This window comes from Nocardia sp. SYP-A9097, from assembly GCF_009649815.1.
Classification (GTDB): domain Bacteria; phylum Actinomycetota; class Actinomycetes; order Mycobacteriales; family Mycobacteriaceae; genus Nocardia.
Genome location: NZ_WJIC01000006.1, coordinates 140434 through 162570, shown reverse-complemented (window position 1 = coordinate 162570; position 22137 = coordinate 140434). Strand labels below are relative to the sequence as shown.

Annotated in this window: 21 protein-coding genes; 4 read left to right on the top strand and 17 right to left on the bottom strand. The window is 67.8% G+C overall.

The window, feature by feature from the left end; all coding sequences use genetic code 11:
• Window positions 1-167 precede the first annotated feature (167 nt).
• The 6 genes from tsaD to dapA form a co-directional block, all read right to left on the bottom strand.
• Complete coding sequence (tsaD, locus tag GFY24_RS15040; RefSeq protein ID WP_153805673.1) at window positions 168-1199, bottom strand: tRNA (adenosine(37)-N6)-threonylcarbamoyltransferase complex transferase subunit TsaD; 1032 nt, start codon at window positions 1197-1199, stop codon at window positions 168-170.
• Window positions 1196-1708: a ribosomal protein S18-alanine N-acetyltransferase gene (gene rimI, locus GFY24_RS15035; protein WP_153805672.1), complete on the bottom strand. Its 513-nt coding sequence runs from the start codon at window positions 1706-1708 to the stop codon at window positions 1196-1198. Before rimI ends, tsaD begins: the two co-directional genes overlap by 4 nt.
• A complete protein-coding gene (gene tsaB / locus GFY24_RS15030; protein ID WP_153805671.1) occupies window positions 1705-2397 on the bottom strand; it encodes a tRNA (adenosine(37)-N6)-threonylcarbamoyltransferase complex dimerization subunit type 1 TsaB in 693 nt (230 codons plus the stop codon). The genes rimI and tsaB overlap by 4 nt, the downstream gene beginning before the upstream one ends.
• A 60-nt stretch (window positions 2398-2457) precedes the next feature.
• Window positions 2458-2904 carry a tRNA (adenosine(37)-N6)-threonylcarbamoyltransferase complex ATPase subunit type 1 TsaE gene (gene tsaE, locus GFY24_RS15025; protein WP_153805670.1) on the bottom strand — a complete coding sequence of 149 codons (447 nt, stop codon included), beginning with the start codon at window positions 2902-2904 and terminating at the stop codon, window positions 2458-2460.
• The gene (gene alr / locus GFY24_RS15020) at window positions 2901-4037 is read right to left on the bottom strand and encodes an alanine racemase (protein ID WP_309230869.1); all 1137 of its coding nucleotides are present in this window, start codon (window positions 4035-4037) and stop codon (window positions 2901-2903) included. The genes tsaE and alr overlap by 4 nt, the downstream gene beginning before the upstream one ends.
• A 261-nt stretch (window positions 4038-4298) precedes the next feature.
• On the bottom strand, window positions 4299-5183 hold the full coding sequence (gene dapA / locus GFY24_RS15015; RefSeq protein WP_153805668.1) for a 4-hydroxy-tetrahydrodipicolinate synthase: 885 nt from the start codon (window positions 5181-5183) through the stop codon (window positions 4299-4301).
• Between the two features lie 70 nt (window positions 5184-5253).
• Here dapA and GFY24_RS15010 point away from each other — a divergent pair, with 70 nt between their 5' ends.
• On the top strand, window positions 5254-6186 hold the full coding sequence (locus tag GFY24_RS15010; RefSeq protein ID WP_153805667.1) for a LysR family transcriptional regulator: 933 nt from the start codon (window positions 5254-5256) through the stop codon (window positions 6184-6186).
• A 60-nt stretch (window positions 6187-6246) separates the two neighbouring features.
• Here the strand turns inward: GFY24_RS15010 and GFY24_RS15005 are convergent, their stop codons facing one another.
• Window positions 6247-7815 carry an NAD(P)H-hydrate dehydratase gene (locus GFY24_RS15005; RefSeq protein ID WP_153805666.1) on the bottom strand — a complete coding sequence of 523 codons (1569 nt, stop codon included), beginning with the start codon at window positions 7813-7815 and terminating at the stop codon, window positions 6247-6249.
• Between the two features lie 218 nt (window positions 7816-8033).
• Window positions 8034-8216: a hypothetical protein gene (locus GFY24_RS42005; protein WP_228566336.1), complete on the bottom strand. Its 183-nt coding sequence runs from the start codon at window positions 8214-8216 to the stop codon at window positions 8034-8036.
• Between GFY24_RS42005 and GFY24_RS42000 the strand changes: the two genes are divergently transcribed.
• Window positions 8215-8442, top strand: coding sequence for a plastocyanin/azurin family copper-binding protein (locus GFY24_RS42000; protein WP_228566335.1), 228 nt, complete (start codon window positions 8215-8217; stop codon window positions 8440-8442). The genes GFY24_RS42005 and GFY24_RS42000 overlap by 2 nt on opposite strands.
• 206 nt (window positions 8443-8648) lie before the next feature.
• Here GFY24_RS42000 and glmS read toward each other — a convergent pair whose 3' ends face one another.
• Window positions 8649-10517 (bottom strand): glutamine--fructose-6-phosphate transaminase (isomerizing), encoded by a 1869-nt coding sequence (gene glmS / locus GFY24_RS14995; protein WP_153805664.1) that lies wholly within the window; start codon window positions 10515-10517, stop codon window positions 8649-8651.
• Window positions 10518-10618: 101 nt separating this feature from the next.
• Here glmS and GFY24_RS14990 point away from each other — a divergent pair, with 101 nt between their 5' ends.
• Window positions 10619-11482, top strand: a complete 864-nt coding sequence (locus GFY24_RS14990) for a dienelactone hydrolase family protein (RefSeq protein WP_309230868.1) — start codon at window positions 10619-10621, stop codon at window positions 11480-11482.
• A 258-nt stretch (window positions 11483-11740) separates the two neighbouring features.
• On the opposite strand, the gene GFY24_RS14985 is transcribed toward GFY24_RS14990, so the two are convergent.
• From GFY24_RS14985 to GFY24_RS14970, 4 genes are all read right to left on the bottom strand, one after another.
• Window positions 11741-13786, bottom strand: a complete 2046-nt coding sequence (locus GFY24_RS14985; RefSeq protein WP_153805663.1) for a hypothetical protein — start codon at window positions 13784-13786, stop codon at window positions 11741-11743.
• Window positions 13783-14103, bottom strand: coding sequence for a hypothetical protein (locus GFY24_RS14980; RefSeq protein ID WP_153805662.1), 321 nt, complete (start codon window positions 14101-14103; stop codon window positions 13783-13785). Before GFY24_RS14980 ends, GFY24_RS14985 begins: the two co-directional genes overlap by 4 nt.
• Before the next feature lie 32 nt (window positions 14104-14135).
• The gene (locus GFY24_RS14975) at window positions 14136-14444 is read right to left on the bottom strand and encodes a DUF6802 family protein (protein ID WP_153805661.1); all 309 of its coding nucleotides are present in this window, start codon (window positions 14442-14444) and stop codon (window positions 14136-14138) included.
• Between the two features lie 122 nt (window positions 14445-14566).
• Complete coding sequence (locus tag GFY24_RS14970; protein ID WP_153805660.1) at window positions 14567-14761, bottom strand: PspC domain-containing protein; 195 nt, start codon at window positions 14759-14761, stop codon at window positions 14567-14569.
• A 116-nt stretch (window positions 14762-14877) separates the two neighbouring features.
• Here GFY24_RS14970 and GFY24_RS14965 point away from each other — a divergent pair, with 116 nt between their 5' ends.
• Window positions 14878-16518, top strand: coding sequence for an ABC-F family ATP-binding cassette domain-containing protein (locus GFY24_RS14965; protein WP_309230867.1), 1641 nt, complete (start codon window positions 14878-14880; stop codon window positions 16516-16518).
• Window positions 16519-17022: 504 nt separating this feature from the next.
• Here GFY24_RS14965 and glmM read toward each other — a convergent pair.
• The 4 genes from glmM to GFY24_RS41995 all read right to left on the bottom strand — a co-directional run bounded on the left by glmM (window position 17023) and on the right by GFY24_RS41995 (window position 22110).
• Complete coding sequence (glmM, locus tag GFY24_RS14960; protein WP_153805659.1) at window positions 17023-18390, bottom strand: phosphoglucosamine mutase; 1368 nt, start codon at window positions 18388-18390, stop codon at window positions 17023-17025.
• A 201-nt stretch (window positions 18391-18591) separates the two neighbouring features.
• Entirely contained in the window at window positions 18592-19110 is a 519-nt protein-coding gene (gene rpsI / locus GFY24_RS14955) for a 30S ribosomal protein S9 (protein WP_309230866.1), read from the bottom strand.
• Window positions 19107-19550, bottom strand: a complete 444-nt coding sequence (gene rplM, locus GFY24_RS14950) for a 50S ribosomal protein L13 (RefSeq protein ID WP_309230865.1) — start codon at window positions 19548-19550, stop codon at window positions 19107-19109. Before rplM ends, rpsI begins: the two co-directional genes overlap by 4 nt.
• A gap of 253 nt (window positions 19551-19803) precedes the next feature.
• Window positions 19804-22110 (bottom strand): hypothetical protein, encoded by a 2307-nt coding sequence (locus GFY24_RS41995; protein ID WP_228566334.1) that lies wholly within the window; start codon window positions 22108-22110, stop codon window positions 19804-19806.
• Between the last annotated feature and the right edge of the window lie 27 nt (window positions 22111-22137).

The window sequence follows — 22137 nt, the reverse complement described above, 5'->3', positions numbered from 1 at the left end:
CCGTCGCTGCGGGGAACAACCCCGAGTGACGGGAGTGCGGATGCGAATCAAGAATGTGCTGCTCGGACTGGTAGCCGCCGCCGGCCTGGCCTTGTCAGTGCTGTCGACCGCACCCTGGCCCTGGTGGATTCACGGCTGAGCGCGGCTATGACGCGGCTGGTGGTGGGTCAGAGTTGGCTGGTGGAGACGGGGAGGCCCGGATCGGTGGCGACCGTCAGGGCGGAAGGGGTTGCGCCGCCTGCGATTACGTGGGCGCCGAGGGTGGCGATCATGACGCCGTTGTCGGTGCAGAGGCGGGGTTTGGGGATGCGGAGGGTGATTCCGGCTGCGGTGCAACGCTCTTCGGCCATGGAGCGGATGCGGGAATTGGCGGTCGCGCCGCCGCCGAGAACGAGGGTGTTGGTGCCACTGTCCTCGACCGCACGGACGGCTTTCATGGTGAGGACGTCGGCGACGGCTTCCTGAAAGGAGGCGGCGATATCCGGGATGGGGAGGTCACGGCCGTCGCGCTGGGCGGCTTCGACATAGCGGGCCACCGAGGTTTTCAGGCCGGAGAAGGAGAAGTCGTAGCGCGGGTCGCGGGGGCCGGTCATACCGCGCGGGAAGGCGATGGCGTGCGGATCACCTTCGGCGGCAATGGCATCCAGCACGGGTCCGCCCGGATAGCCGAGGCCGAGCAGGCGGGCCACCTTGTCGAAGGCTTCACCGGCGGCGTCGTCGACGGTGCTGCCGAGTTCGACGATCGGCTGTGCCAGATCGGTGACCTTCAGCAGATGCGTGTGGCCGCCCGAGACGAGCAGCGCGACCGCGGGCGGCATCGGCCCATGCTCGAGGGTGTCGACGGCGACGTGTCCGCCGAGGTGATTGAGTGCGTAGAACGGGATATCCCACGCTGCCGCATAGGCTTTCGCCGCCGCGACGCCGACCAGCAGTGCACCGGCGAGTCCAGGTCCGATGGTGACGGCGAGCGCGTCCGGCTTCTCGATATCGGCGGCGGCGAGCGCCCGGCGCATGGCGGGCACAATCGCCTCGAGGTGTGCGCGCGAAGCGATTTCGGGCACCACACCACCGAAGCGCGCATGCTGGTCGACGCTGGAGGCGACCTCGTCGGCGAGCAATTCGCAACTGCCGTCGGGCAATCGGCGCACGATGCCGACTCCCGTTTCGTCGCAGGAGCTTTCGATACCCATGACGATCATGACAAGACCTCTGTGTCCTCCGGGAACCCGGCGTCCTGGGTGTACCCGGCCATGGCGGGCTTGCGCATGGTGTACGCGTCGGCGCCGCTGGGCTGGTAGTAGTTCTTCCGCAGGCCGATGATGTGGAAGCCGTGCTTCTCGTACATGGCGATGGCGGGGGTGTTGTCGGTGCGGACTTCGAGGAAGACGGGTCCGCCGCGGCGTCCGGCCTCGGCGAGCATGGCGAGCAGCAGTCGGGTGCCGACGCCGCCGCGATGCAGTTCGGGGTCGACGCCGATGGTGTGGATTTCGGCTTCGGGCTGATCGTCGGTGCCGAGCAGGGCGATTCCGGCGTATCCGATCATGCGCTCGTCCTCGTCGCGCGCGGTGATGTACCGGTTGTGTGAGGCGGCCAGTTCGGACAGGAACGAGACCTCGTGCCAGGGATCGTCTTCGGGGAACAGGACCTGTTCGAGCTCGGCGCAGCGCACGGCATCGGCCGGCCGCATCGGTTGGATGCGGATGGTCATCGGCCCACCTGCGCATAGCTGCGTTCGACCGCGTCGGGGCGGCGCAGGTAGAGCGGGACCAGTGGTTCGGGGGTGACGCCGGCGAGGATGTCGCGGGCGGCGACGCGTACCAACCCGTAGGGGGACGGGGTTTCGACGGGCAGCACGGGCAGGTCGAAGTAGTCGACGTGCGAGGCGGATCCGGCGATCACGGTGGCGGTGCCCGGGTCGAGGTCGGCGGGTTTGCTCACCTCGGGTCCTTCGACGCGGCCCTCGGCGCGGTAGCGCGCCCAGTACACCTCGCGGCGGCGGGCATCGGTGACGACGAGCAGCTCCACCGGTTCGGCGGGGGTTTTCAGGTAGCTCTCGGTGTCGGCGGCGATCGCGTCCAGGCTGCAGACGCCGTAGACCGGCACTCCGAGTGCGTCGCCGAAGGCGGCGGCGGTGGCCATACCGACGCGCAGTCCGGTGAAGGGTCCGGGTCCGATGCCGGTGACGACGGCGTCGATCTCGGCTCGGGTGCGCCCGGATGCGGCGAGGCAGGCCAGGATGTGCGGGGTCAACACCTCATTGTGCGCGCGTGCGTCCACGGTCACCTTGGAGGTGAGCGTGGTGATGCGAGGTGCGATTGTTCCCTCGTCCGCCGGTTCCAGTTCCACCAGTCCCGCCGTCACGGCAGGGGTCGAGGTGTCGACAGCCAGTACAAGCATGATTGCGTTAACGATACCGGGTGGTCGAGGCCACTCGATGCCGTCCCTGCCTGCACCCATTCAGTCGGCGGAGACCCACTCCCATTCGGCGGTGCGGATGTCGGAGTCGAATTCGCGGCGGAGCAGGACGCGCAGGTGGCGGTCGGCCAAGTGTTCGACGACGCCGAGACCCCATTCGACGACGACCACGGCATCGTGCAGATCGGTGTCGAGGTCGAGGGCGTCCAGTTCGTCGAGATCGCCGCCGAGGCGGTAGGCGTCGACATGCACGAGGGCGATGGAGCGCGGATCGGAACCGGCGCGATGTTGGCGGGCGATGATGAAAGTCGGTGAGCTGACGCGACCTTCGACACCGAGGCCCGCCGCGATGCCGCGGGTGAGCGCGGTTTTGCCCGCGCCGAGCGGTCCGTCCAGGACGACCAGATCACCGGGTTGCAGTTGCGCGGCGAGTTCACGGCCGAGGGCTTCGGTGTCCTCGACGGTGGGCAGGGTGCGCATATTGGTCATCGCGCGTCGCCGGTGTAACTGCGTACGACGCGGCCGCGTGGGGAGCAGACGATTTCGTAGTGGATGGTGCCGAGGGTGTCGGCCCACTCCTGCGGGTGCGGGACACCGGCTTGGCCGCCGAAGAGGATGGCGGTGTCGCCCTCCCGTACTCCGGCCGCGTTGTCGCCGAGGTCGACCACGAGCTGGTCCATGCAGACGCGCCCGATATTGGGTCTGCGCTCGCCGCCCAGCCACACATCGAAGCGACCGCCGAGGGTGCGGGGCACGCCGTCGGCGTATCCGGCGGGGATGAGGGCGACGGTGGTGTCGTGCGGGGCGATCCACTCGTGCCCGTAGGAGACGCCTTCACCCGCGGCGACCTGTTTCACCAGGGCGACCCTGGCGCGGAAGGTCATGGCCGGGCGCAGACCGAAGTCGGAGATCTCCGGAATCGGGGAGAGTCCGTAGACGGCGATACCCGGGCGCACCATGTCGAAGGCCAGATCCGGGCGGGTGAGGGTCGCGGCGGAATTGGCCAGATGCACCAATTCCGGTTGCAGCCCCTGATCTTTCGCCTCGGCGATGAATTCCAGGAAGCGGTCGCGCTGGATGTCGATGGTCGGATGGTGCGGTGAATCCGCGTGTGCGAGATGGGAGAAGATGGCGCGGAAACGGACCGTCCGATTGTCGACCAGCTCCCGAAGCAGAGCCAGTACCTGCGGGTATTCGATCGATGAGACACCGTTGCGATTGAGCCCGGTATCGACTTTCAGCGTGACGATCGCCATTCGATCCAGCTGCCGCGCGGCCACCGCGACCGCCTCCAGATGCCGCACCGAGGACACCGCGATCTCGATATCGGCGGCAATCGCGCTCGCGTAATCGGTATCGGAAGTATTGAGCCAGCACAGAATCGGCGCGGTGATCCCCGCCGCACGCAACGCCACCGCCTCCTCGACAGTGGTCACACCCAACTCCCGCGCCCCCGCCGCGAGCGCCGCCTTGCCGACCTCGACCGCCCCGTGGTTGTACCCGTCCGCCTTCACGACCACCATGACCGCCGCGTCCCCGGCGTGCTCGGCCAGAATTCGCACATTGTGGGCAATGGCATCGAGATCGACGAGGGTCTCCACCTGCGGATCGGGGTTGTTCACCCGTCCGATCCTGCCATCCCCACCCACGCGACTCCCGTCACACCCGGCCGCACACGACTGTGCACTCATGGCGGAGATATGCCCGAATCACCGCCACCAGTGCACACTCGGCACTCGGCGGCCGGGGCGCGAGTGCGCACTCATCACCAATCGATGTGCTGGGGGCCGCGAGTGCGCACCGGGCAGGGGCGAGGCCGCGAGTGTGCACTGGTGGCGGAGATATGTCCGAACCGCCGCCATGAGTGCACACTCGGCGGGCGGTCAGTTGGCGTGGGTGAGGGTTAGGGCGGTGAGGGCGGCTTCGATGGATTGCTGCGAGGCGGGGAGTAGGGGGAGGCGGACTGCGGGGGTGGGGATTCGGCCTTGGGCGGCCAGGACTCCTTTGATGACAGTCGGATTGGGTTCGACGAAGAGGGCGGAGGCCAAGGGGGCGAGGGCGTTGCCGATGCGGCGGGCTCGGTCGAGCGGGCCGGATTGCCAGGCGGAGATGAGGTCGGTGTAGGCGGCGGGGGCGATATTCGCGCAGGCCAGGATGGCTCCGGTGGCGCCCAGGGCGAGCAGCGGGGCGGCGTAGAGGTCGTCGCCGGCGAGGATCGCGGTGTGGTCGGCGGCGCGACTCATGAAGGCGATGGTTTCGTCGTCGATGCCGCCCGCGGTGTATTTGAAGCCCGCGACATTCGGCAATTCGGCTATGCGGCAGAGGGTTTCGGCGCCGAGCGGGCGGCCGGTGCGGTACGGGATGTGGTAGATCACCAGTGGGACCGGGCTGGCCGCGGCGAGCTGCCGGAAGTGTTCCACCACACCGGCTTCGGAGGGGCGCAGGTAGTACGGGACCACGGTGAGTGCGGCCGTGATTCGGGAATCGAGGGTGCGCAGGTCCCGTACCGAACTCGCGGTGATATTCGATCCGGCGGCGGCGATCAGCGGAACCTGACGTTCGGCACAGACATTCGCGCAGATATCGAGTACGCGGCGGCGTTCACCGGCGGTGAGCATGTCCGGTTCGCCGGTGGTACCGAGTGCGACTATGCCGGTCGCGCCCGCATCCAGGACCTCGTGGGCGAGTCCTTCGAGTGCCGACGCGGCGATCTCGCCGGTCGCGGTGAACGGGGTGATCAGCGGCACGAACAACCCTGTGAGTGTCATGGTGTCAGCCTGTCCGGCGCGGACCGTCACGTCTATTTCACGTTTCTGCCGCCGAGCATAAGATGTGCTGATGCTCGATCTGCGCCGCCTGCGCCTGCTCCGCGAACTCGCGCACCGCAAGACGATCGCGGCGGTCGCCGAGGCGCTGTCGTACACCCCGTCCGCGGTGTCGCAGCAGCTCACCGCGCTGGAGCGGGAGACGGGTATCGCGCTGCTGGAGCGCACCGGCCGCAGTGTCACGCTCACTCCGGCGGCCCTGCGCCTGGTCGAACACACCGAGACCATGCTGGCCACTCTCGCTCAGGCGACCGCCGAATTGGCTACGGCCAGAACCGAACTCACCGGCACCCTGCGCATCGGAGCCTTCCCGACAGCGGTCCGCACCATCCTCTCCCCTGCCCTGGTCAGTCTCAGTCGCGCACACCCGCACCTGGAACTGCTTGTGACAGAACTGGATCCGGCCGCCGCGCCCGCGGCCCTACGCGCCGAGACCCTCGATATCGCCCTGGTGCAGGAGTACGACTACGTCCCGATGGATCCCGAACCCGGGCTCGACACCGAGCCACTGCTGACCGAGACGATTCACCTCGCCGCCCCGAACCCGCCTTCCGAGGCTGCGACCATGCAGGCCACCGCTGCATCTTCGTCGTCAATCGTCGGTCCGGAAGCTCTTGCCGTGCACCGGGATTCGCCGTGGATCGCGGGTACCTCGGGCACGCTGTGCCACACCATGACCGTCCGCGCGTGCCGGGCGGCCGGATTCACGCCGCGTATCCGCCATCACGCGGATGATTTCGGCGCGGTGCTCGCGCTGGTTGCCGCCGGTCAGGGTGTGGCGCTCGTACCCGATCTGGGTGCGTTGTCGGTGCCGGCGGGAGTCATCCTGACCCCGTTGCCGACGCGGCGGCGCACTCGCCTCGCCTATCGCCGAGGGACCGCGGAACATCCCATTGTCGCGGCGGGGCGGGCTGCCCTGCACGCCGCGGTCACTCCGAATTATTGAGCCCCCAGTTATCCGGATAGCGGATGCCGCCCGCGACCAGTACGGCACCGACCACCGGCTTCAGCGGTCGGACAGCTCGCGCAGTGTGCCGATCGCCGCGCGGATGTGATGCAGCAGGGGCGTGGCCGAAATAGGCGCGCCCGCAGCGGTATTCGCATGTGCGGCGAGGTTGGCGGCGAGAGAGTGGACGCGGGCGGCGGCCGCGGCCGACCAGGCCGGATCGCGGCCTGCGGCGAGCAGGGCCGCGAGAATGCCGGAGAGGACATCGCCGGAGCCCGCGGTGGCGGCCCAGGAGCCGCCCGCCTCATTGACCAGGACGGGGCGGCCGGGGCTCGCGATGAGGGTGGCGCGGCCCTTCAACAGGACGGTCACCTGCCAGGAGTCGGCGAGCTTGCGGACCGCGGCGACTCGGTCGGGAGCGGGGTCGGAGCCGGTCAGGCGGGCGAATTCGCCTGCGTGCGGAGTGAGGACAGTGGCAGCCGCGCGACCGGTGAGGAGGCCGGGGTCGGCGGCCAGCAGGGTGAGACCGTCCGCGTCCACGACTACCGGAAGGTCGGTGGCGAGGATTTCGGCGAGGCGGTCGCGGGCGGCCGGATCGGTGCCCGCACCGGGACCGAAGACCCAGGACTGGACCCGACCGGTCTCCGAAATCGAGGGGGCGGCAACAACTTCCGGGAAATGGGCCAGTACCTGGGCGGCCCCGGTCCCCGCGTAGCGAACCATGCCGGAGGTGGCGGCCACCGCCCCGCCGGTGCACAGGATCGCCGCGCCCGGATAGGTGGAACTGCCCGCACAGATGCCGGTGACCCCCTGCGTGTACTTGTCGTCGGTCGACCGCGGAACGGGCCAACCCGCGCCTATCGACTCCGGCTCCAGCGCAGCGAGATTCGGCTCGGGAAGGCGTAATCCGATGGGCACCAACTCAATTCGCCCACAATAGGGCGCGGCAAGCGCGTGCACCCGCTTGTACGCACCGAACGCCACGGTGACCGCGGCCCGCACGGCCGGCCCGGTGACCGCACCGGTATCCGGGTCCACACCGCTGGGAAGATCGGCGGCGATAATCGGAACCCGCACGCCGGCAACAATTCTCGCGGCATCGGGGCGCAGCGCTCCACGCCCGGAGATACCGACGATTCCATCGATGACAAGGTCGGGGCCCGCCTCAGCACGCCGATCCCCACCGACCTTCTCTGCGGACTCGCCAGCCATCTCGGCGCGCACCCGCCCACCAGCGACCTCGACGTCCGCACCCGACATCTCGGAGCGTGGACTCCCACCGGCGATTTCGGTGAGCACTCGCCCGCCGGCCTTGCGCAGGGCGGCGAGTCCGGCGGAATGTGCGCGCTCGGGGGACAGCAGCACCGCATTCACCGCGACGCCGCGCCGCCGCAGGAATGCTCCGGCCCACAATGCGTCCCCGCCGTTGTCTCCGGACCCGACGAGCAGTGTCACCGACCGCCCCGCCACTCCCCCGGTCCGTTCCCGCAGTTCCCGAATCACCACCTCGGCGAGCCCGAAAGCCGCACGCCGCATGGGCATTCCAGCTGGAACCCGAGTGAACAGCTCGGCCTCCGCCGCCCGCACCTCATCACCCGTGAAGTACCCGCGCAACGCCGAATCGTCCATCGTTCGCCTCCCGCGCCAGCGAGTTTCCGAGGGGCCGACCCCCACCTGCCTACGACGAATGCAGACTACGCCCTGTCTGTCGAGCAGCTGCCTCGCAGCGCACGCCGCGGGTACTCGCCGTGCCGTGGCAGCGGGGTTCGGCGGCGCGTTCCGGGCGGGCGACCACCTGCGAATTGCCCGCAAATGGTGGGGGTTACGCTGGCGGGCATGCCGATCCGCTACTCGTCTGCTCGTGTTCTGCTGGTCGTGACCGCTATTGCGGGGGTGCTGGTCGCGAGCGGGTGTGGTTCGGATTCGCCGAAGTCGGCTGCGCCCAGTACGACTGTGGCCGCTTCGAGTTCGGCCGCGGTGCCGTCCGGTCCGCGCCAGCCTGCCAGTGTCACGGTCGAAGTGAAAGACATGAAGTTCTCGCCCGCCACGCTCACGGTCAAGGCGGGCGACAAGGTCACCTGGAAGTTCTCCGACAAGGCCCCGCACGCCGTGCAGGGCATCGGCGATACCGCCATCGGCATCAACAGCCCGATCATCCACTCCGGCGAGTGGAGCTACACCTTCACCACCCCCGGCACCTACCGCTACCTCTGCCCCCTGCACCCGGACATGAAGGGCACGGTCACCGTCGAGTAGCGCCCCGCCCCAATTCGATGACGGGACAGCCCGTCTGAGGATCGAACAGCCTATATAAGGGTTGTCCGATATCGAAGCGGGCTGGTCCGCCACGTCCCGTCATCTGTGGCGCGGATCCGTCATCCCGGCGCGTTTATGGCCGGGATCCACACCGCCGGTGCGGCAACGTATTTCGGCTGGGCGACGGCACACCAACCATGGGTGGGCTATTCGACGGTGACGGATTTGGCGAGGTTGCGGGGTTTGTCCACGTCGTAGCCTCGGGCCTGGGCTACCTCGGCGGCGAAGATCTGCAGCGGGACCGTTGCCAGCAGGGGTTGGAAAAGGGTTGGGCAAGCCGGGATTTCGATGAGGTGGTCGGCGAAGGGACGGACGGTGTCGTCGCCTTCCTCGGCGATGACGATGGTGCGGGCGCCACGGGCCTGGATTTCGCGGATATTGCTGAGCAGCTTCGAATGCAGGACCGCGCGGCTCTTCGGCGACGGCATCACCACGAAGACGGGCAGGCCCTCTTCGATGAGCGCGATGGGGCCGTGTTTGAGTTCGCCCGCCGCGAAGCCCTCTGCGTGGATGTACGCCAATTCCTTGAGCTTCAAGGCGCCTTCGAGGGCGACGGGGTAGCCGACGTGGCGGCCGAGGAACAGCACGGTGGACACGTGCGCGAGTTCGCGGGCGAGGGCGCGGATCCGATCGCCTGATTCCAGTACGCGGGCCACGAGTTTGGGCATGCCCTCGAGTTCGGCGAATTCGCGAGCGACCTCGTCGGGGTATTTGGTGCCGCGAGCCTGTGCGAGCGCGAGGCCGACCAGGTAGTTGGCGGTGATCTGCGCGAGGAATGCCTTGGTGGAGGCGACGCCGATCTCCGGCCCGGTGCGGGTGTAGAGCACGGCATCGGATTCACGGGGGATCTGCGCGCCATTGGTATTGCAGATGGCCAGGACTCGCGCCTTCTGATCCTTGGCGTGCCGCACGGCTTCGAGGGTGTCGGCGGTTTCGCCGGATTGGGAGATGGCGACGACCAGGGTGGAGCGGTCCAGAACCGGGTCGCGGTAACGGAATTCGCTGGCGAGTTCGACCTCGACGGGCAGTCGGGTCCAGTGTTCGATGGCGTATTTGGCGAGCAGGCCCGCGTGATACGAACTGCCGCAGGCGACCACGAACACCTTGTCGAATTCGCGTAGTTCCTGATCGGTGAGGCGCTGTTCGTCCAGCACGATGCGGCCGTCGAGGAAGTGTCCGATCAGCGTGTCGGCGACACCGGCGGGCTGCTCCTCGATCTCCTTGAGCATGAAGTAGTCGTGGCCGCCCTTCTCGGCGGCGGCGAGATCCCAGTCGATGGTGAAGGGGCGGGTGCGCACGCCCGCGGTATTGCCGTCGAAATCGGTGACGGCGTAGGTGTCGGCGGTGATGACGACGGCCTGATCCTGGCCGAGTTCCACGGCTTCCCGGGTGTATTCGATGAAGGCGGTGACATCGGAGGCGAGGAACATCTCGCCCCGGCCGACTCCGACCACGAGCGGGGTGTTGCGGCGGGCGGCGATGATGGTGCCGGGGTGGTCGGCGTGCGCGAACACCAGGGTGAACGCGCCTTCGAGGCGACGCACCACCGCGAGCGCGGAGGCGATGAAATCCCCTGCGGTATCGCCGGAGGCGTAGGCGCGCGCCACGAGATGCACCGCCACCTCGGTGTCGGTATCGCTGCCGAGTTCGACTCCGGCGTCCTCGAGTTCGCGCCGCAGTGGCACGAAGTTCTCGATGATGCCGTTGTGCACCACCGCGACCCGCGCGTTCGCGTCCCGATGCGGGTGCGCGTTGCGATCGGTCGGCGCGCCGTGTGTGGCCCAGCGGGTGTGGCCCATACCGGTCGTACCGGTGAATCGGTCGATGCCGGTTTCGCCGAGTTCGGCCTCCAGATTGGCGAGTCGACCGGCTTTGCGTTCGACGGCGAGCCCGCCCGCGCCGTCGAGAATGGCGACACCGGCGGAGTCGTAGCCGCGATATTCCATGCGGCGCAACGCGTCAACCACCACGCCGAGGGCATCCCTGTACCCGACGTACCCCACGATTCCGCACATGGGGCACCACCCTACCGAGGCCGGAGCGGTCCGCGAATCCGAGTGCGCGCGGGACCGGGCGGAACGCCCCAAGGACGCGGCGATCGGATAAGTTCACTGTCGTGTCGGCGTCTGTGAAATCGCTCCTGAGCACCTTGACCGCCCGCGGCCCGCACGCGGTGCTGCGCGGCAACCTCGGCATAGCCGGGCAGCCGGGTGTGGTCTATACGCCCGAGAAGGGGCTCAACCTACCCGCGGTGGCGTTCGGTCACGGCTGGCTGGCCGGGGCGGCGAACTACCGGCGACTGCTCGAACATGTGGCGTCGTGGGGTTACGTGGCGGCCGCGCCGGATACCGAACGCGGGCCGATCCCTTCGCATCTGAACCTGGCGACGGATCTGGTAACCACCCTGGATATCTGCACCGGGGTGCGCCTGGGTTCGGGCGATATCAGCGTGCACCCGGACAAGCTGGCCTTGGCGGGCCACGGTATGGGCGCGGGCGCGGCGATCATCGCCGCCTCCCAACGTGAGGTAGCCGCGGTGGCCGCCCTTTACCCCGCCCCCACCGCCCCGTCGGGTGAGGCCCTCGCCCCCGGAATCGACACCCCCGCACTGATCCTGGCCGGTGCCGCCGATCTCGATTCGGTGAGCTCCAACGCAATCCCTCTGGCCGCGGCCTGGGGCGGCCCCGCCATCCTCCGCTCCGTGGACAAGGCCACCCACAACGGCATGGTCGAAGGCCGCCGCGCCCTGACCGCCCTCGGTGCGGGCAAGCATGAACCCAAAACCGAACGCCTCACCCGAGCCCTCCTCGTCGGCTTCCTCAACTACCAGGTCCTGGGCGACAAGAAGTACAAACCCTTCGCCGACCCCGAAGCCCTCATCCCCCACACCGAAACAGTCGACCCCGAAGCCATCGAGGAAGAATCCGCCGAACCCCAAAAACTCCCCCTCCTCCAACTCGTCCAAGCATTGCGAAAGTAACTCGCCCCGCTGATCATTCGAGAGCAGTCGGCTCCGGGATTTCGACCCCGGAGTCGGGGATCTCGAGAGTGGGATCGCCACGTAGAGCACGGCGGCCGAACCTCTTGTGCCGCGCGGGCTTATCGCGCGAAATACCCTGTGCACCAGGCCCGACGATGCCGAGATGCAGTGCACCCAGCCGCCCCGTATCACCCGGCATGAGACCCATCGCGAAGCCGGGCTTGCGACATCAGGTGCCGAATAGCGAACGGCCGCCTGCTATTCGACGCCGGTCGGCGGGGGCTCCGGGATTTCGACCCCCGAGTCGGGTATCTCGACGGCGGCGTCGCCGTGGTCGACGAGTGGTGGATTGTCCTCCGGCGCATGGTTTTCGAGCAGCGGCGGCGCGCCCTTGCCGGGAGATGCCTGATCGCCGCCGGGTGTGAGACCCGCGCTCTCGGGCGGGAGTCCGGTCCCGTCGGGCGTCGGCGGGATCTCGCTGCCGGGAGCAACGGGAGCTTCGCCGCCGGGTGCCGGGCGGTCGGCTAGCGGCGGGCCGCTGTCGGGTGCGGGCACGCATTCACCCTGCGGGACTTGGCCATTACCGGGCAAGGCGGGCTGTGGGCCGGGCAGCGTTCGGTCGTCTACCGGCTGCGCCGGACATTCCGGTGGCGGTGGCGAGCACTGGTCCGCAGGTGCGCGGTCGTCGGTCGACGGTGCGGCCTCGCTGCCGAATGTCGAGCACTTGCCAGTTGAGGGTTGACCTCCGTCGCCGGGTGAGTGCGTGGCGTCGGCCGGAGCGGGTTGGCACTCGCCTTGCGGCCCCCGACCATTCGCGTCCGGCGGGGGTGAGCATTCCCGCGGCGGCCGTGCACATTGCCCGTCGGATATTTGGCTATCGGTGGTGGCGGGGGCTGGGCATTCGCCCGGTGGCAACTGATCGGAACCGTGCGGGTTCGAGCTATCCGGCGAGTTGGGCGGGGCGCTGCCTGCGGGCGCTGGGCACTCCGGTGGCGTGAGCTTGTCGGGGGTTGTATTCGGTTGCGGCACAACCGGTTGTGCTGACATGGCCTTGTCTGTGCCGGGCTGGACGGGATCCGTTGTGGAGTTCGGGTCGGTTGTAGAGGGATCGCCGCCGGGATCGGTCGAGGGATGGAGCAGGTCAGTGAGGCTGGCGAGGTCGAGGCTGCCGAAGAGGGATTTGAGGAGGTCGGCCAGGGCTGAGAGCGGGTTGGTGTTCGAATCGGGTTGGGCGCCTTCGGTGGTGGAGTCCGTTGAGGTTGTGGGATTGGACTGGCGTGGGGCGGCACTGCCAGCGGGTATACCGGCGGCGGGCCCGGTTGGGGCGGGTTCGGTCGAACCGGCGGGCTGACTCGGGGCGGCGTCGGATGAGGAGCTGGGGGCGGTTTGGGGTTGTGGACTGCCATTGGACGGTGTGGCGGGTGCCTGCTGCGGGCGAGTTGATGTGTCCGGCGCGGGGTTCGGCAGGGATTGCGGACGGGAGTGGGGTTGTGCGGATTCCGGGACAGGCTGGGTGGAGCCTGGGACCGGCACGGTGGGGGCCGCCGCGCCACCGGTGTCGAGGGTGGATGGCGGGGTTTTTCGCGTGGGGAGTGTGAGGTCGGGAGCTGGGAGGTTTGCGGGCTGCGGGTAGGGGAGGTCGAGGATTTGGTTGAGGGCTTTTGTGGCTGTGGCGTAGTGGGATTCGAAGGTGGTGTCGGCGGTTTTGCAGGCTGCGGTGAAGGTGTCGAGTTTGTGTTCCACGTCGGCTCGGAAGACCTCCGTGAGCCACGGGTTGGCTCGGTCGCCGATCATGGCGTCGATTTCCTCGGGAGATTTGCCGCCTATGGTGAGTTTCCTTGCGTCACCTGAAGTCTCCGGCAGGAGTGCGAGGGTGCCTTCGGCCTTGGTGACGACGGCCCGGCGGAGTGGGTCGATCAGGTCGGACAGTGCGGTCGCCGCCGTGTGCGCGGCGTCTAGATCTTCACGGGCTCGGCGTAATTGGGTGATGAGGGCGGCTTGGGCCGTGCCCCCGGTGGGGCCGGTCCAGGTGGTGGGGAGGGTTTGGGCCAGCGTCCACTGGGTGGTCCATTGGGATTCGGCCGCGGTGAGCGCCTTGGCCAGTTCGGTAGTAGCCGTGGCGAGTTCGGCCAGGTTGGTGCCGCGCTGCTCGTCGTAGGCGGCTTGCAGCGCGGACAGGTCGACCACGCGATGCTGGTCGAATGCCTTGGCGTACAGGGGCAGGAAGTGTTCCCAGTACTCCAGTCCGGGTGCACCGTAGTCCAGGATCTGGTCGACCGATTTGCCGGCGGGGTCGAAGGTCATGGGTGCACCGCCGAGATCGCGTCGGCGCGTTCGCGATCGATCCGCTCGTATTCGGTTGCGGCGTGGGCGAATACGTCGGCGGTGGCCGCGGTGCCGGCGCTCCAGTGGTGCAGGCAGGCGGCCATGCGTTCGAGACCTGCGTGGATGGCTGCGCCTTGCGCCGAATAGTTGCGGCCCGCTTCGTCATTGCCGAGCCCGAAGGGGTGCTCGGTAATGCGACGGGACTGCTGTTGCAACGTATCGGCGCAGGTGCGCAGTGTGGTGATGGTGTTGTGCAGGGCGTCGAGGTCTACGCCGAGCATGTCGAATCCAGGCATCGATCCCCCCTTGTCGAAACCCCCTGGTTCGGCTATTTGCCCAGGCGGCCTTCGTCTGTGCGAATCCACTCGGTGGACCCGTCCGGATGGTGGTGGAATTCCCAGGCGGAGTAGTCGCCCCCGCTGTCCACGACGGTGACATGGTCGGCGTAACCATCGTGATCCAGATCCGTCCACACGTGCATGGCGTGGTCGCTGGTGGTGGTCACGGTGTCGAGTAGGCCGTCCCCGTCGATATCCTGGGTGGGATGTTGTAGCTCGATGGCCCCGAGCGACCCGAGCTCGGAATGCGAGTCGAGATTCGGCAGATCAAGGCCCGGCAGATCACCCGATGTGACCATATGCGCTCCTCCGCGATGACGTGGTTACCATCCTGTCACCCGCGGATCGGCCACGCAGCAGCTTCATACCGATTGTGGATAACTCTCCCCCTGTGGACAACTCACCGAGACGTGCAAGGGCATCAACGCTTCGGAATCATCAGCCACAGAATCAGATACAGCACGAACTGCGGTCCGGGCAGCAGGCAGGACAGCACGAACAGGAATCGGACGAGACCCGCACTGATACCGAAGTATTCGGCGAGCCCGCCGCAGACTCCGGCAATCCACTTGTCCTGGCTCGAACGGGTGAGACGCTTGGTGGTCGGTGTAGTCATACCTCCAGTTTCGGCGCGACGACCGCACCGCGCATCGGTCCCTCGACCCATTCCGACCCTGAACTTCGGTAGGGCCGGGGTCAGGGTGCAACCCCGAGCAGGGCAGAATCGCGCAGGTGAGCACCACTCTGCATGCGCGCGGACTCGCTGCCGGACACGGCGAACGCACCCTCTTCGAAGACCTCGATCTCGTGCTGGCCCCCGGCGATGTGATCGGCCTGGTCGGGGTGAACGGCGCCGGAAAGTCCACCCTGCTGCGCATGCTGGCCGACGGAAACGCCCCGGAGGGTGAGATCACGCTCAGCCCACCCGATGCGACCGTCGGCTATCTGGCCCAGGAGCCGGAACGCATCGCGGGCGAGACCGTACTGGAATTCCTGCGCCGCCGCACCGGAGTCGGCGAGGCCCAGCGCGTCATGGACGCGGCCGCCGAACGCCTCGCCGAGGGCGGCGAGGACGAGTTCTCCCCCGCCCTGGAGCGCTGGCTCGCACTCGGCGGCGCGGATCTGGAACAGCGCGCCGAGGAGGTGTCCGCCGATCTCGGCCTGAGCGAGAGCCTCCCGCACGGCCTGGAGACCCTTATGACGGTCCTCTCCGGCGGCCAGGCGGCACGAGCGGGTCTGGCCTCGGTCCTGTTGTCCCGCTTCGACATTCTGCTGCTGGACGAGCCGACCAACGACCTCGACCTGAACGGCCTGGACCGCCTCGAACAGTTCGTCAACGGCGTCCGCGAACCGCTCATGGTGATCAGCCATGATCGAGAGTTCCTGGCGCGCACCGTGAATCGCATTGTGGAACTCGATCTGGCACAGCAGCAGGTCGGCATCTATGACGGCGGCTACGAGTCGTATCTGGAGGAGCGCGAGATCGCCCGCCGGCACGCCCGCGAAGCCTACGACGAGTTCGCCGACACCAAGGCCGGACTCGAGGCTCGCGCAGGCATGCAACGCAATTGGATGGAACACGGCGTCCGCAATGCCCGCCGCAAGAGCAAACAGGACTCCGACAAAATGGGCCGCAAAGCCCGCGCCGAAGCAACGGAGAAGCAGGCGTCGAAGGTCAAGCAGACCGTGCGCCGTATCGAACGCCTCGACGCCGTGGAGGAACCCCGCAAGGAATGGGAACTCCGCATGATCATCGCCGCCGCACCCCGCAGCGGTTCGGTGGTCGCGACGCTCTCCGATGCCACTGTCACCCGAGGTGAATTCACCCTCGGCCCGATCACCGTTCAGGTCGACTACGGCGACCGCATCGTCCTGACCGGAGCCAATGGCGCGGGCAAATCCACCCTGCTGTCCCTACTGCTCGGAAAAGCCCGGCCGGACAACGGATCCGCGGCTCTCGGCTCGGGCGTGGCCATCGGCGAGGTCGATCAGGCCCGCGGCCTCTTCCGCGGAACCGACACCCTCGCAGACACTTTCAGCGCCGAGATCCCGGACTGGCCCGAAGCCGAAGCCCGCACCCTACTGGCTAAATTCGGCCTCCGCGGCCCACACGTCCTGCGCCCCAACGACACCCTCTCCCCCGGCGAACGCACCCGCGCGGCCCTGGCCTTGCTCCAAGCCCGAGGCGTCAACCTCCTGGTCCTGGACGAGCCCACCAACCACCTCGACCTGGCCGCTATCGAACAACTGGAGCAGGCAGTCGAATCCTTCACCGGCACAGTCCTATTGGTGACCCACGACCGCCGCATGCTCGACAACGTCCGAGCTACCCGCCGCTGGCACCTCGACGCGGGCAAACTCACCGAGGAATAGACCATACCGGGTATATCCCTCTACCGACCGGCAGGGTGCTGCAACATGGATGTACTCACGCAGCGGGCTACTCGACGTTTGCCTGCGTGAGTACATCCGTATTGCGTCTCTCCCGGGGAATCGGTCGAATGGGATGATAGTTGGCTGGTACCCGGGGCCTTCGTAGCCGAAGACCCAGCGGGACAGCACGTTCCAGCGGGGTTCGGAAGAGGGCCATGATTTTTCGGAGTGGTTACCTCGCCTGCCGTACCCGACCTTCGCTCCCCACTCAGGCGCGAATACTCGCGACCCAGCCCGGCTGGCAGGCCGCGGTCACCTTCAGAACCACAACGAAAAAGACAAAACCACCCCATCCCCCAGCTGGACAATCGATCACCGGGAACTGAGCGGGCGACACGCCGAATGTGCCAACGCTCAGTTCCCGGTGATCGCACGTCCAGGTCTTCGAGGGTTCTTGTCTCTTCTCGTCCTGGCGTCTTTTGTCTTGTTTGTTCTTGTTTTGCCTCAGACGGCGGCGACGAGTTTGGCGAGATCGTCGGCGAGGCGCTGGGCCTGGCCGGGGTCGGTGGCTTCGACCATGACTCGCACCAATTGTTCGGTTCCGCTGGGGCGGAGCAGGATTCGGCCGGTGTCGCCCAGGAGGCGTTCGGCTTCGGCTACCGCGTCGAGGACCTCGGGGGCGGATGCCACCGCGGCCTTGTCGGAGACGTGGACGTTCACCAGGACCTGGGGGACGGTTTGGACTACCGCCGCGAGATCGGCCAGGGTGCGGCCGGTTTCGGCCATGCGGGCCATGAGCTTCAGGCCGGTGAGGACGCCGTCGCCGGTGGTGCCGAATTGGGGGAGGACGACGTGGCCGGATTGTTCGCCGCCGAGGTTGAGGCCGCTGCGGCGGAGTTCCTCCAGGACGTAGCGGTCGCCGACGGCGGTGGTGCGCATGGCGATTCCGGCGTCGCGCATGGCGATGTGCAGGCCGAGGTTGCTCATGACGGTGGCGACGAGGGTGTTCTCGGCTAGTTCGCCGGAGTCGCGCATGGCCAGGGCGATGACGGCCATGATGGCGTCGCCGTCGACCACATTGCCGTCGGCGTCGACCGCGAGGCAGCGGTCGGCATCGCCGTCCAGGGCCAGGCCGAGGTCGCCGCCGTGTGCGCGGACGGCACGCTGGATCTTGTCCAAATGTGTTGAGCCGCAGGCTTCGTTGATGTTCAGGCCGTCGGGGGCGGCATTGATGGCGATGACGGTCGCGCCCGCTTCACGCAGGGCGGCGGGGCCGACTTCCGAGGCCGCGCCGTGTGCGCAGTCGACCACGACGGTGAGGCCGCTCAGGTCGCGTCCGGTGGCTTCCACCAGATGCTCCACATAGCGTTCGTGGGTGCCTTCCAGGCTGTACTGGTCTGTCGCGCTGAACAATTGGCCGGGCTTGCCGAGGACGCGGCCGACGCCCGCGCCGGTGGGGCGGGTGAAGCCGCCCTCGGCGATCAGGGCCTCGATGCGGTCCTCGATGACGTCGTCGAGCTTGTGCCCGCCGGCCGCGAAGATCTTGATGCCGTTGTCGGGCATGGGGTTGTGCGAGGCGGAGATCATCACGCCCAGGCACGCGTCGTAGACGCCGGTCAGGTAGGCGACGGCGGGCGTCGGCAGCACGCCCACGGAGAGCACGTCCACGCCGGCGGAGGTCAGGCCCGCGATGACGGCCGCTTCCAGCATCTCGCCACTCGCGCGCGGGTCACGTCCCACCACGGCCAGTGCGCGCTTCTTTCCACGGCTCAAAACCTGAGCGGCGGCAGCGGAGACAGCAAGCGCAAGTTCAGGACTCAGCGAGTCATTGGCGAGCCCGCGGACTCCGTCGGTGCCGAACAAACGTCCCATTACCTCACCCCTGATAGGTAGATACAGCACGAGAGCAGGCACCCGGCCCTCTCCCCGCGGCGGCATGCAGCCGCGGGGAAAAGACAGCAACGATTCGCGAAAACCGTTGCGGGGAGCCTGCTCTCGTACAGGTTGCCGCGTAGACCGTACCGTGCCCGTCCCGGAGAGGGGCGGGCACGGTGGGGCCGTACGGCGGAAAAATCAGCGCTTCGAGTACTGAGGCGCCTTACGGGCCTTCTTGAGGCCGTACTTCTTACGCTCGGTGGCACGCGGGTCACGAGTCAGGAAGCCGGCACGCTTGAGGGCGGGACGATCCTCCGGGGTGACCTCGATCAGCGCACGCGCGATCGCCAGGCGCAGCGCGCCGGCCTGACCGGACGGGCCGCCGCCGACGAGGCGGGCGAAGATGTCGAAGGACTCGACACGCTCGACGGTCACCAGCGGCGACTTGACGAGCTGCTGGTGCACCTTGTTCGGGAAGTAGTTCTCGATGGTGCGACCGTTGAGCACGAAGTTGCCGGTACCCGGCACCATGCGCACGCGAACGACGGCTTCCTTGCGGCGGCCGACGGTCTGGATCGGACGATCGATCAGAATCGGTGCGAAGGTCTCTTCCTCGGCGGTGTACTCGGCCTCGTAGCCGTCACCCTCCTCGACGACCTCGACGGTGGTGTCTTCCACGACGAACTCGTCGTCGTTGAATTCCTCAGGAGCGGTCACTGGGCAACCTGCTTGATCTCGAAGGGAATGGGCTGCTGAGCGGCGTGCGGGTGGTTCGGGCCTGCGTAGACCTTCAGCTTGCCGCCGATGCTGTTACCCAGCTTGTTCTTCGGGATCATGCCCTTGACGGCCTTCTCGACCAGACGGTCGGGGCGGGTGTCGAGGATCTGGCCGACGGAGCGGGACTTGAGTCCGCCCGGGAACCCGGAGTGGGTGTGGATGAACTTGTTCTCACGCTTGTTGCCGGAGACGGCAACCTTGTCAGCGTTGATGATGATGACGAAGTCGCCACCATCGACGTGCGGAGCGTAGGTCGGCTTGGTCTTGCCGCGCAGCAGGTTCGCTGCCTGAACGGCGAGACGGCCGAGCACTACGTCAGTGGCGTCGATGACGTACCACTTACGGGTCACGTCACCCGCCTTCGGGCTGTACGTAGGCACAGTCGTTCCCTGTCTGTCGTATGTGGTGCCAGCCAGGTATTCGGTCGAGTGGCCCCGGCGGCTGGTGGAGACCCGGGACTCGTGCGACAGCCAGGCAAAACCCAGCTGTACCGAACGCCAACGAGACAGAGTACTTTACGCCCTCCGCTGCGCTCCGGGCGGGTTCGCGGCCCTGGGGAGTCCGGAACCTTCCCTCCCTCCGCTCAGTCCAGAACCCGGACGGGCCGCGAACTTGGCGCGTTTCTTCAGACGGCTATATCTGCAGGGGCGGGCCCGGGTCGACGCCGCGGACGGGTCCGGGGATGGTGTAGCGGAGGGTGTCTGTGCCCAGGGTCAGGCAATCCAGGTGTTGTGGATCGTCGATTCCGGAGACGCCGGGGCGCGGGGCATTGGAGGCCGAGGGGGTGATGGCGCACACCTGATCGATCAGGTGGGTGTCGAGCACATCGCCGATGCTGAAATCGCTGGTCGCCGCAGACAGTTCGATCGGCTCACTGTCGGCGTGAATGCCTATGGCACCGAGCGCGGCCATGCCGATGATGATGGGCGCGCCGAAACGCTTGCCCTTCATCTTGTTCCACAGCTTGCCCTTGCGCTTGTGCTCCCCCTCGCCGGACTCTGAATCAGACTGACCGGCACTGTCTTCCGGCATCTGCGGATTCGACTGACGCGACCCACTCGGCGGCATCGACCCACCGTACATCGCACCGGCCTGACCAGGAGCGTTTCCGGAAGGACCGGCAAAGTTCGCACCCTGCCCGCCATACCCGCCCTGCCCGTAACCCTGTTGGCCGTAACCACCTTGACCGGACTGGCCATAGCCCTGCGGTTGGCCCTGCTGCCCATAACCGGACTGCCCCTGCGGGCCATATCCCGGCCCGTACTGCACAACCGGGGTATTCGACTGTCCTCCACCGGGGTTCGGCTGCCCGCCGGCATTCTGCCCTCCGGCCGCGGGCTGCTGTCCACCACCGGGATACTGCTGGCCGCTACCCGAGGGCTGCTGGCCGCCTGGATACTGTTGCCCGGCAGCGGGATTCCCCTGCCCGCCGGATCCGGACGGCCACTGCTGCCCGTAACCCGGAACGTCCTGGCCGGTCTGCGGCCCACGGCCCATGACAGCCGTCATCTGATCATCGGCCGGAGTGCCCGGCGGCCGCGTGAAACGCCCACCCACACCGGCCAGCCCGGGCGGCAATCCACCGCGCGAGGCGGTCGGAATCTGTGCGACATCTTCCGCTGTCATACGCCGCGTTTCACCGGCCGCAGCCGCATCCGCGCCAGGCCGCGACCCGGTGCCGGGTGCGCCCGCGGGTTGCGCAGCGGCCCCCGCTTGCGAGCCGACCGGCGCGCCCATTCGAGGCTGCGGGCCGGTGGAAGGTCCCCCGAGGCGCGGGGATTCGGTGCCCGGAGCACCGGAGTCGCTCGGCTGCACAACCTTTCGCGGGCCCTGCTCGACCGGGCGTGCTTCCGCTCCGCCGGTGGCGGATTCGGCTGCGGCCACGGACATCCCGGTCGACCCGGGCATCCCCGCCTGTACGGGTGCGCCGGGCTGTGCGGATTGGCCGGACTGCGCGGGCGTGCCCGTGGGTCCTTGCGGCTGCCCGTGCCGGGGATATTCGCCCGTCGAAGGTCCGCCTCGGCTGCCGTGGTCGGCGTGCCGTGGCATGGCCGAACCCGGTTGCGGGACCTGGGTTTCCGACCGCGAGGCCATGGCCTCGGCGGTGAGTTCACTGTCATTGACCAGCAGGTGCGTGGCACCGAGAACCAGTGCGTGCATCGGATGGTCGGCGACGTGGAAGCGATGCCCGAGGTGGTTCTGGAAGGCCAGGCGCAGGGCATCGTTGAAGCAGACATTCCCGGCCAGCAGCACGGTGGAGGTGTCGGCGTTGATGCCACGGGCGGCGGCCATCACCTCGATGACCACATTGTCGGCGGCGCGCGCCGAGTGCAGCGCCTCGGCGGTGATGGGGACGCTCACCGATTCGGTGGGCTCCTCGTCGTCACCGTCGACGGCCACGACCAGGCATTCGCGTCCATCGGAGTAGACCCCGGTGGCTCCCACGGCAGGCCCGCGCCCCGGGGCGCGCACCAATCCGAGTGCCCGGAGGTATCCGGACAACGCCACCGATTCGGGCAGCGCCTCGGCGACCACGCCGAGTTGCTCGACCAGCCGGATGAATTCATCCACCTTGGGGTCGGGCCACTCGTCCGGGAAGGGTACAGCCAGCACATCGGGCGTTCCGCCCAGATGTTCGGTGACCGAGGCCAGCGGATTGTGCATGCGGGCCCGGAAGACCAGGTCGGCGGGCCAGGTCGCGCCCGCCACCACGATCTGCGGGTGGCCGAGGATGTCACGGACGTCGGAGATGGCGATGCCGACGTCGGGTCGCCGGTCCACGCCGGCGGTGTGCAACCGGCCGGACGCGTCCGCGAGCAGGTATGCGGGCGGTGTGTAGGTGCCCTCGACCTGGATGGGACGGATCGGCGCGCCGCCGCCACCGGCGGCCACGGACACCACGTCCCAGCCGAGATGCACTGCCCCAACTCGAGCTGTCACAGCCATTAGTGTGCCTGTTCGCTGTAG

What these genes read in the sequence shown, in the direction of transcription:
- tsaD (WP_153805673.1), bottom strand. Translation starts at nt 1,199, where the DNA reads ATGATCGTCATGGGTATCGAAAGCTCCTGCGACGAAACGGGAGTCGGC.
- rimI (WP_153805672.1), bottom strand. Translation starts at nt 1,708, where the DNA reads ATGACCATCCGCATCCAACCGATGCGGCCGGCCGATGCCGTGCGCTGC.
- tsaB (WP_153805671.1), bottom strand. Translation starts at nt 2,397, where the DNA reads ATGCTTGTACTGGCTGTCGACACCTCGACCCCTGCCGTGACGGCGGGA.
- tsaE (WP_153805670.1), bottom strand. Translation starts at nt 2,904, where the DNA reads ATGACCAATATGCGCACCCTGCCCACCGTCGAGGACACCGAAGCCCTC.
- dapA (WP_153805668.1), bottom strand. Translation starts at nt 5,183, where the DNA reads ATGACACTCACAGGGTTGTTCGTGCCGCTGATCACCCCGTTCACCGCG.
- GFY24_RS15010 (WP_153805667.1), top strand. Translation starts at nt 5,254, where the DNA reads ATGCTCGATCTGCGCCGCCTGCGCCTGCTCCGCGAACTCGCGCACCGC.
- GFY24_RS15005 (WP_153805666.1), bottom strand. Translation starts at nt 7,815, where the DNA reads ATGGACGATTCGGCGTTGCGCGGGTACTTCACGGGTGATGAGGTGCGG.
- GFY24_RS42000 (WP_228566335.1), top strand. Translation starts at nt 8,215, where the DNA reads ATGAAGTTCTCGCCCGCCACGCTCACGGTCAAGGCGGGCGACAAGGTC.
- GFY24_RS42005 (WP_228566336.1), bottom strand. Translation starts at nt 8,216, where the DNA reads ATGTCTTTCACTTCGACCGTGACACTGGCAGGCTGGCGCGGACCGGAC.
- glmS (WP_153805664.1), bottom strand. Translation starts at nt 10,517, where the DNA reads ATGTGCGGAATCGTGGGGTACGTCGGGTACAGGGATGCCCTCGGCGTG.
- GFY24_RS14985 (WP_153805663.1), bottom strand. Translation starts at nt 13,786, where the DNA reads ATGACCTTCGACCCCGCCGGCAAATCGGTCGACCAGATCCTGGACTAC.
- GFY24_RS14980 (WP_153805662.1), bottom strand. Translation starts at nt 14,103, where the DNA reads ATGCCTGGATTCGACATGCTCGGCGTAGACCTCGACGCCCTGCACAAC.
- GFY24_RS14975 (WP_153805661.1), bottom strand. Translation starts at nt 14,444, where the DNA reads ATGGTCACATCGGGTGATCTGCCGGGCCTTGATCTGCCGAATCTCGAC.
- GFY24_RS14970 (WP_153805660.1), bottom strand. Translation starts at nt 14,761, where the DNA reads ATGACTACACCGACCACCAAGCGTCTCACCCGTTCGAGCCAGGACAAG.
- glmM (WP_153805659.1), bottom strand. Translation starts at nt 18,390, where the DNA reads ATGGGACGTTTGTTCGGCACCGACGGAGTCCGCGGGCTCGCCAATGAC.